Here is a 9,170-nt window from a genome sequence, read left to right as displayed (position 1 = left end):
AATTGGCCTGACGTCAGTCTTTTTATTGGCCCCCAAAAGACAACGGGCGCCCCGTTCGACCGGAGCGCCCGTGATCGCGGCGGAAGCTTTGGCCCCCCGACGGCTCTTAGTAGCGGTAGTGGTCCGGCTTGAACGGGCCGGCCACCGGCACGCCGATATACTTGGCCTGCTTCTCGGACAGCTTGGACAGCTGCACGCCCAGCTTCTCCAGGTGGAGCGCGGCCACTTTCTCGTCCAGATGCTTGGGCAGGACGTACACGTCGTTCTTGTAGTTCTCGCCCTTGGTCCACAGCTCGATCTGGGCCAGCGTCTGATTAGTGAAGCTGGCCGACATCACGAAGCTGGGGTGACCGGTCGCGCAACCCAGGTTCACCAGCCGACCCTTGGCCAGCACGATGATCTGCTTGCCGTCCGGGAACTCGACCAGGTCGGTGCCGGGCTTCACCTCGGTCCACTTGTAGTTCGACAAGGCGGCAATCTGGATCTCGCTGTCGAAGTGACCGATGTTGCAGACGATCGACATGGGCTTCATCGCCTTCATGTGATCGGCGGTGATGACGTCGGCATTGCCCGTCGCGGTGACGAAGATGTCGGCGCGCTTCACGGCCTCGTCCATCGTCACGACCTCGAACCCTTCCATCGCCGCCTGCAGCGCGCAGATCGGGTCGATTTCGGTCACGAGCACACGCGCACCGCCGTTGCGGAGCGACTGGGCCGAGCCCTTGCCCACGTCACCGAAACCGGCGACCGCGGCGACCTTGCCCGCCAGCATGACGTCGGTGGCGCGACGGATCGCGTCGACCAGCGACTCCTTGCAGCCGTACAGGTTGTCGAACTTCGACTTGGTGACCGAGTCGTTGACGTTGATCGCCGGGAACGGCAGCTCGCCCTTCTTCGCGATCTCGTACAGGCGATGCACGCCGGTGGTCGTTTCCTCCGACACGCCCTTCAGGTTCTTGACCGTTTCGGTCAGGTAACCGGGCTTCTTGGCGATGAACGCCTTCAGCGCGCGCTGGAACTCGACTTCCTCTTCGTTCTCCGGCTCTCCGAAGCTCTGCCCGGCTTCCAGCTTCGCGCCCCACAGCGCGAACATGGTGGCGTCACCGCCATCGTCGAGGATGATGTTCGCGGTCTGACCCTCGACACCGTTATCCCACGAGAAGATGTCGCCGACATAGTCCCAGTAATCCGCCAGGCTCTCACCCTTGATCGCGAACACCGGCACGCCCGTCGCGGCAATGGCGGCGGCGGCATGGTCCTGGGTCGAAAAGATGTTGCAGGTCGCCCAGCGCACATCGGCGCCGAGCGCGGTCAGCGTCTCGATCAGCACAGCGGTCTGGATGGTCATGTGCAGCGAGCCGGTGATGCGCGCGCCCTTCAGCGGCTGCGACGCACCGAACTCCTCGCGCAGCGCCATCAAGCCCGGCATCTCGGTTTCCGCGATCTTGATCTCGGCGCGACCAAAATCGGCCAGGCTGATATCCTTGATCGCATAATCATGCTGCGAGCCGTTGGTGTTCGGCGCGAGAGCGGTGGCCACGGGCATAGCTCCTGAAACTTCGAATGATCGGCGGGCCGCACGCCCGTGCCGGATGCGGCGCCCCTTACCCGCTCCCGCGCCGCCACGCAAATATAAAGGTTTCTTTATATGAGCTCAGGCGGTGCCGGCCCCAGCCACCAGCAGGCGGGGATCGATGCCCGCCGACGCGAACCCGCGAGCCCAGCGCTCGTCGGCCACCGCGTCGAACAACAGAGCGTCGTCGCCCGCGACATTGAACCAGCCGGGCCGCGACAACTCGCCCTCCAGCTGTCCCTCGCCCCAGCCGGCGTAGCCCAGCGAGACGGTCCAGCGGCGCGGACCCTCACCCGCCGCGATCGCCCGCAGCACGTCGACCGTCGTTGACAAGGCCCAGCGCCCCGCCACGTCCACGGTGTCCACGCCGCTCCAATCGCGGCTGTGCAATACGAAGCCCCTGCGCGACTCGACCGGTCCACCGAAATGCACCGGCACGTTCGCGACATCGCCATGATCGATCTGGAAACTGTCGAGCAGGTCGTGAAAGCCCAGCCCCTCGACCGTAGCGCCCAGTCCGACGCCCAAAGCTCCACGCTCATCGTGCGAACACATGGCGATGACGGCATGCTCGAACCGGGGATCACCGATACCGGGCATGGCGAGCAGGATCTGGCCAATCATGAAGGCAGGGGCTTGCATGGGCAATGAGATAGGCACTGACCTTCGCCACCGCCACGCTTGAAAAACGAACCCTCTCACTTCAGAGTCGCACGCGACCATTCCATGCGCCGCATCAAAGGAGATTGCCCATGACCATCAGCGTCGGAGAGCGCCTGCCCAACGCCACGTTGGTCACGATGACCGATGGCGGACCGGAACAGGTCCAGGCGGACAGCTTCTTCGCCGGCAAGACGGTCGCCCTGTTCGCTTTGCCCGGCGCCTATACGCCGACATGTTCCGCCCGCCACCTGCCCGGCTTCGTTGAAAAGGCGGACGCGTTGAAGGCGAAGGGCGTCGACGAGATCGCGTGCACCGCAGTCAACGACGCGTTCGTCCTGTCCGCCTGGGGCAAGGCCAACGGTGCCGACGGCGTCACCATGCTCGCCGACGGCAACGGGGAGTTCGCCCGCGCGCTCGGGCTGGATTTCGACGCCAGCAAGTTCGGCATGGGCCAGCGCAGCCAGCGTTACGCTATGGTCGTGGAGGACGGCGTGGTGAAGCAGTTGCACGTTGAGGAACCCGGCGCGTTCAAGGTGTCCTCGGCCGACTATCTGCTCGATCAGCTCTGAGTAATGTCGCGAGGGCGGGCGACGCGGCTGCGTGCCGGCACCCGCCCTTGCCACTCGGGCCGCTGGCGCTAAACACTGGCCGATGACCAGAGCTTCCATCATCGTGGCGGAGCTGAACCGCCTTTACCGCGCGTCCGTCGAGCGACTTCAGACGGCCCTGACCGCTTATGCAACCGAGGGGCGCCGCCCCGATCCGCAGGCGCGTCACGACGGCAGCTTCGCTTATCCCGAAATCCTGCTCACCTATCGCGGTGGAGAGGATGCGCGCCCGGTTCCCGCGCGCTCGTTCGGCCGGCTGAGCACACCCGGCACCTATCGCATCAGCGTGACCAAGCCGGACCTGTTCGCCGACTATCTGACCGAACAGCTGACGCTGCTGATCGAGGATTACGACGTGGAGGTTCAGGCCGTTCCCGGACGGCAGGAAATCCCGTTCCCCTATGTCCTGGATCCGGGTCACGCGCTCAGCCTGGACGAGGTGTCGGCCAGCGAGCTTGCCCGCTTCTTCCCCGCGACCGAACTGGCGAACATCGGTGACGAGATCGCGGACGGGCGCTGGCTGTCGCCCGACACGATGCGTCCGCTCGCGCTGTTCGACGCGCTGCGCACCGACTTCAGCCTGGCGCGCCTGCGTCACTATACCGGCACGCCGGCCGAACACACGCAGCGCTACGTGCTGTTCACCAACTACCACCGCTATGTCGACGAGTTCGTCCGCTGGGCGGTTGGGCAGCTGGGGCCGGACCCGGACGGCAACCCCAGCCGCTTCACCGCCGTATCGGGCGCAGGCGGCGTGATGATGCAGGCGGGCGACGATCCGGACCGCGTCGTCACCGACAGCGCGTGGCGGCGGCACCAGATGCCCGCCTATCACCTGATGGCGCCGGATCGTACCGGGATCACGCTGGTCAACATCGGTGTCGGCCCGTCCAACGCGAAGACGATCTGCGACCATCTGGCGGTGGTCCGGCCCGAGGCGTGGTTGATGATCGGCCATTGCGGCGGCCTCCGCCCCAGCCAGCGTATCGGCGACTATGTCCTCGCCCACGCCTATCTGCGCGACGACCATGTGCTGGACGACGTTCTGCCGCCCGAGATCCCTGTCCCCGCGATCGCGGAAGTGCAGGTGGCGATGGCGCGCGCGGCAGAGATCGTGTCGGGCCAGTCGGGGGAGGAGCTGAAGCGTCGCCTGCGCACCGGCACCATCGTCACGACCGACGATCGCAACTGGGAATTGCGCTATTCCCAATCGGCGCTGCGCTTTTCCCTGTCGCGCGCGGTGGGCATCGACATGGAATCGGCCACCATCGCGGCGCAGGGCTATCGCTTCCGTGTCCCATACGGAACGCTGCTGTGCGTGTCGGACAAGCCGCTGCATGGCGAGATCAAGCTGCCGGGACAGGCCAACCGCTTCTACGAACGCGCGATCAGCGAGCACATGCGCATCGGCATCGAGGCGTGCGAGCAACTCCGGCAGGAAGGCGCCAAACTGCACAGCCGCAAGCTGCGCGCGTTCGACGAGCCGCCGTTCCGCTAAGTACCGGTTCGGCATCACGGCGGAAACCAACCGGCGCCAGTGCGTTACGCTCCCGAATCAACCAGGACAGGGAGCCGTAGCCATGGCCGACACACCCGAGACGCCCGCCGCGGGCGCCGACGACAAGACCGCGCCGACCCCGCGTCGCCGCGCCGCGCCGCGCAAGACCACCGCGAAGGATGCCTCTGCGTCCCCGAAGGCAGCCCCTGCCCGCCGCGCGCCGTCCAAGCGTCAGGGATCGGACGCAGGTATCGTCGCCGAGGCGAGTGACGCGATCAAGACGATCGAGGGCGGCGCGACCAAGGCCGCACGCTCCACCAAGGCGGCCGTGACCCGCACCGCGAAGAAGGCGGAGGATGCGGCGGCCACGACCACGCGCAAGGCGGCAACGGCGCTCGGCGTGGTCAAGCCCCGGTCGACCAAGCGATCCACCAATCACACCCCGCCGAAGCGAGGCACAGCGGCAAAGAGCGCGCCTCGCGCAGCGCCCGCGAAGGGTCCGGCCCGTTCTGGCCTGTCCCGCACCGCGGACAAGGTCGGTGGCAAATGGGGCGCAGCCGCGATGGTTGGCGGTCTCGCCGCCGCCGGCGCGGCGGCAGCGGCGCTGTTGAGCATCCGCTCGAGCACTCCAAAGGCAGACGCGCCCGCTTCGCCCACCGGTACAAAGCGGTCCGGCAAGCACGGTGCTACGAACAGCACCGGAACACCACCCGACAAGTCGAACGATTGACCGTTTCGACGGCCCTGTGCATGCATCCGGGACGGGCGCGTTCGGCGCCGTCCCGGATCATCAGCGATTACCGCGGCACAAGCGCGTAATCGATCCATATATCGGTGGTTCGTACAAGTTCGCCAGCCGAGAGCGGCGGAGCAAGTGGCTCCGCCGGCGCGTCGATGGAAAGACGCGATCCTGTCACGACCATGTCTTCGGATATCGGCCGCACGGCACTGCCCCGCTCGCTGACCCGGAGTACTCGGCCGACCTTCAGCCCCAGCCCCGCAGCGTAATCGTCCGCCTGTCGCCGGGCGTTGTCGATCGCCTGACGTCTCGCTTCCTGCATACCGAGCAACGGATTGCGGGTTTGCAGATTTGGACCCTGTACCGAGTTGGCGCCCGCGCCAAAGGCCGCGGCGATTACATCGGGCGCAGACGACAGGCGCAGTACCGTCACCAAGACCGAATTGCGCGACACGTAACCGGTGATACGGGCCTGCCCCTCATAGTCGGCCGGACCCTCGCGCGCGAAGCGAGGCTCGACGACGATCTGCTGCGTGCGGATGTCCTTGGCCTCGACGCCCGCCTTGCGCAGCGCGGCGACGACGTTCGTCATCTGCCGCGCATTGCCGTCGGTCGCTTCGCGCGCCGTGCTGCCGGTCGACACCACGCCGACGTTTAGCGTCGCCATGTCCGGAGCGAGCCGCACCTGTCCGCTGGCCTGCACCTCCAGCAGGGTCTCGCCTCGCTCCGGCTGCCCCACCGCCGGTGTGGCGGTCTGCTGTGCAACCGCCTGGTTCGACCCCACTACCGACGCCAGCAGCAGTGCCGCGAGTCCGATGTTTACCGTTCGTGCCATGGCTCTCCCCCTATTTCTCGGCTTCAGCCGGTACGGACCCACGGCGCCGACACTTTGCCATCCCGTCACCAACCGCTCGGCTTGCCCTTGTTCTGCTTGTCCAGCCACGTCTTCAGCGGCGCGAAATAGGCGACCATCGCCTTGCCCGACATCTGCCGGCTGCCGGTGAACACCTGAAGCGCATCGGGCCACGGTTTCGACTGTCCCATGGCCAGCATCGCGTTCAGCTTCTCGCCGACCTGCTTGTTGCCGTAAAAGGAGCAACGGTGCAGCGGCCCCGTCCAGCCGGCCTGCTTGCACGCCGCCTGATAGAACTGGAACTGCAACACGCGCGCCAGGAAGTACCGCATGTACGGCGTTCCGGCGGGGATGTGGTACTTCGCACCCGCGTCGAACCGCGTCTCGTCACGCGCGACGGGCGGCTTGATCCCCTGATATTGCAAGCGCAGCCGATCCCAGGCGCCCTGATACTCGCCCGGCTTGATCTCGCCCGACGACACGCCCCAGCGCCACTTGTCGACCAGGAGGCCGAACGGCAGGAACGCCACCTTGTCCATCGCCTGGCGCAGCAGCAGGCCGATGTCCTTGTCCGGACCCGGCACCGCCGACCGATCGAGCAGGTTGATCTGCACCAGATATTCCGGCGTAATCGACAGGGCGATGGTGTCGCCGATCGCTTCGTGGAAGCCGTCATTGGCGCCGTTCTTGTACAGGAACGGCTGCTGGTTGTACGCCCTCTGGTAGTAGTTGTGCCCCAATTCGTGGTGGATGGTGACGAAGTCGTCGGCATTCACCTTCGTGCACATCTTGATGCGCACGTCGTTGAGGTTGTCGATGTCCCATGCGGAGGCGTGGCAGATCACCTCGCGGTCGGCCGGCTTGACGATCTGCGACCGCTGCCAGAACGTCTCCGGCAAGGGCGCGAAGCCGATCGAGGAATAGAACGCCTCACCCTGCTTGACCATGCGCACGGGGTCATAGCCCTTAGCCTTCAGCAGTTCGCCCGTGTCATATCCGATCGATCCCGATCCGGCCGGCGCGACGATGTCGTAGATGTTGCCCCATTCCTGCGCCCACATATTGCCGAGCAGGTCGGAACGGATCGGCCCGGTCCTGGGCTGAACCGCATCCCCGTACTTCGCGTTCAGCTTCCACCGGACATAGGTGTGCAGCGACGTATACAGCGGCTCCACCTCCTTCCAGATTCGGTCGGTCAACTGCGCGAACTGTTCGGGCGACATGTCATAGCCCGACCGCCACATCGCACCCATGTCGGCAAAGCCCAGTTCCCGCGCGCCCTCGTTCGCCAGCGCCATCGACTTCTGGTAATCGGGACGCAGCGGCGCGCCGACATTGTCGTTCCAGCTGGTCCACATCTCCTGCAATTTGGCCGGGTCCCGCACGGTGCCCATCGCCGCTTCGATGTCCGATCCGTTGATCGGCTTGCCGTCCAGCGTGCCCTTTCCCTTGCCATAGGCGGACGACATCTTGGTCCCCAGCGTCGACAGCTCGTCCGCCGCCCCGGGGCGGGTCGGGGCGGGCGTGGTGATGCCGCCGCGCAGCAGGTCCAGCTTGCGCTTCGTGTCCACCGACAGGCCGGGCAGCGCCTGGTACTTCGCCGCCTCCAGCGCCTGGTTGACCTGCAGCGTGATCTGCTTGGCGCCCGCCGCTGCCGCCAGCGCATCGGTATCGTCGGTGATGTAGGTCGCGTTGACCCAGGCGATGCGCGCGCCGTCGATCGACATCGCCGCCTGTTCATCCTCCGCCCGCTTCACGAACGCATCCGCCTGCGCCACCGTAGCCGGGGCGGTCACGCCGCTGGCCGGTATCGCAGCGGTGGCAGAAGGCGCCGTCTGCGCCATACTAGGCGCGGCGACCAACGCGCCGGCCAGCGCCAGCACGGAAACATGCGGTCGGATCATCAGAAATTCCCCGTGTTCAAGTCTTTACGGCGATTGTCGCGCCGTGGTCCGGCAGGGTCAACCCACCAGAAAGTTCGCGATCACCTCACCCAGCTCCCGCTTCGTCACCGCGCTCATGTGGTTGCCGGGCAGTTCGCGATAATGTCCGTCGGGCAGCGCCGCCGCCAGTTCCTCCGCCGAGCCGTTGTCGTCGTCATCCACACCACATGCGACCAGAACCGGCCTCGTAATCGTGCCAAGCTGATCGAGGGGCGTGTCGACAAAGGTTTCCAGCACCCGGAGCAGCGCCTGCGCATCGCCGCCGGTGGTCTTCAGGAACGCTTCGGTCAGCCACTCGGCAGACCCGCGCTCGAACGACCCCAGATTGGTCAACACATGGCGGAAGTAGCCACCCCGCCCCGCAGTCGACACGATCCCGGTCAGACCCATGCCCGTCAGCGCCACCCGCCGCGGCGTGGCGCCGTTGGCCAGCATGCGCACCGCCGTGCGCGCGCCGAGCGAGTACCCCCCCAGGTCGTAATCGGTCACGCCCAGCCGCGCGATCAACGCCAGGCCGTCACGCATCAGGGCATCCGGCGGATAGGCCGCGGCGTCATGCGGCCGGCCGCTTTCGCCATGGCCGCGCAGGTCCGGCATGATGACCCTGAACCCGCGCGCGGCGATCGCGGCAGCGTGACCATATTTGATCCAGTTGACCTGAGCGGTCGAGAAATAGCCATGTATCAGCACCAGCGGACGGGCATCCGCCTCCCCCATCTCGCGCCAAGCGATGGGTACGCCGTCGAAACTGTCGAAGAAGCGCGTTTCAGTCGGGGAGATGGCCAAGTGTCCTGATCCAGCGGTCGCGAGTGCTCGGGTTGTCCTCGCTCCGTATGCCGGGAAGCGCGCCCGTGTCGACCCATGCGGCATGCCTGCTCTCGATGGCGAAATGCTGCGTCGGGCGGAAACGGCCCGGCTGGTCGAAGCTGCCCACCGTCAGGTCCATGTGCGTGGAGTCCGCGTCCGAGAACTCGAACGTGAGCGGCGTGCCGCACGCCGAGCAAAAGCCGCGATGCGCGATCGGTGACGAGCGGTACCGATCCGGCTCCTGCGCCGTCCACCGTACCCGCGCACGCTCCACGCCCTTCAACGCGGCCGACACGCCGCCCGTCGCGCGCTGGCACATGCGGCAATGGCACAGATAGGCGTCGTCGTCGTCGATGCCGACTTCGTAGCGGACGCGCCCGCACTGGCATCCGCCGGTCACTGTCTCGGACATGGCCTTCTCCTCACACGACCTTGCTATGCCGATCGCATGCCGGCCCGCAATGCAAGCGCGTTGCGAAGAAGCGG

The 9,170-nt window shown here is 66.3% G+C and carries 9 protein-coding genes; 3 read left to right on the top strand and 6 right to left on the bottom strand.

Annotated features, from left to right (window positions below; translation table 11 throughout):
• Positions 1 to 106: 106 nt before the first annotated feature.
• Together ahcY and BMX37_RS01250 are read right to left on the bottom strand one after the other, a co-directional pair.
• Entirely contained in the window at positions 107 to 1,546 is a 1,440-nt protein-coding gene (ahcY, locus tag BMX37_RS01255) for an adenosylhomocysteinase (protein WP_093663659.1), read from the bottom strand.
• 108 nt (positions 1,547 to 1,654) lie between these two features.
• A complete protein-coding gene (locus BMX37_RS01250) occupies positions 1,655 to 2,215 on the bottom strand; it encodes a YqgE/AlgH family protein (RefSeq protein WP_093663658.1) in 561 nt (186 codons plus the stop codon).
• 110 nt (positions 2,216 to 2,325) lie between these two features.
• Here BMX37_RS01250 and BMX37_RS01245 point away from each other — a divergent pair, with 110 nt between their 5' ends.
• The 3 genes from BMX37_RS01245 to BMX37_RS01235 all read left to right on the top strand — a co-directional run bounded on the left by BMX37_RS01245 (position 2,326) and on the right by BMX37_RS01235 (position 5,072).
• Complete coding sequence (locus BMX37_RS01245; protein WP_093663657.1) at positions 2,326 to 2,805, top strand: peroxiredoxin; 480 nt, start codon at positions 2,326 to 2,328, stop codon at positions 2,803 to 2,805.
• Between the two features lie 82 nt (positions 2,806 to 2,887).
• Positions 2,888 to 4,342 (top strand): AMP nucleosidase, encoded by a 1,455-nt coding sequence (locus tag BMX37_RS01240; RefSeq protein WP_093663656.1) that lies wholly within the window; start codon positions 2,888 to 2,890, stop codon positions 4,340 to 4,342.
• Positions 4,343 to 4,424: 82 nt separating this feature from the next.
• Positions 4,425 to 5,072: a hypothetical protein gene (locus BMX37_RS01235; protein WP_093663655.1), complete on the top strand. Its 648-nt coding sequence runs from the start codon at positions 4,425 to 4,427 to the stop codon at positions 5,070 to 5,072.
• Positions 5,073 to 5,139: 67 nt separating this feature from the next.
• On the opposite strand, the gene BMX37_RS01230 is transcribed toward BMX37_RS01235, so the two are convergent.
• From BMX37_RS01230 to BMX37_RS01215, 4 genes are all read right to left on the bottom strand, one after another.
• The gene (locus BMX37_RS01230) at positions 5,140 to 5,916 is read right to left on the bottom strand and encodes an SIMPL domain-containing protein (RefSeq protein WP_093663654.1); all 777 of its coding nucleotides are present in this window, start codon (positions 5,914 to 5,916) and stop codon (positions 5,140 to 5,142) included.
• Positions 5,917 to 5,981: 65 nt separating this feature from the next.
• Positions 5,982 to 7,838 carry a M2 family metallopeptidase gene (locus tag BMX37_RS01225; RefSeq protein ID WP_093663653.1) on the bottom strand — a complete coding sequence of 619 codons (1,857 nt, stop codon included), beginning with the start codon at positions 7,836 to 7,838 and terminating at the stop codon, positions 5,982 to 5,984.
• Positions 7,839 to 7,895: 57 nt separating this feature from the next.
• Positions 7,896 to 8,663 (bottom strand): alpha/beta fold hydrolase, encoded by a 768-nt coding sequence (locus BMX37_RS01220; protein WP_093663652.1) that lies wholly within the window; start codon positions 8,661 to 8,663, stop codon positions 7,896 to 7,898.
• On the bottom strand, positions 8,644 to 9,096 hold the full coding sequence (locus tag BMX37_RS01215) for a GFA family protein (RefSeq protein ID WP_093663651.1): 453 nt from the start codon (positions 9,094 to 9,096) through the stop codon (positions 8,644 to 8,646). Before BMX37_RS01215 ends, BMX37_RS01220 begins: the two co-directional genes overlap by 20 nt.
• Positions 9,097 to 9,170 lie beyond the last annotated feature (74 nt).

It is taken from the genome of Sphingomonas gellani, assembly GCF_900110035.1.
In the GTDB taxonomy this organism is placed as follows: Bacteria; Pseudomonadota; Alphaproteobacteria; order Sphingomonadales; family Sphingomonadaceae; genus Sphingomonas; species Sphingomonas gellani.
Note: the sequence above shows the minus strand (reverse complement) of the source record. Positions and strands in the feature narration are given on the sequence as shown.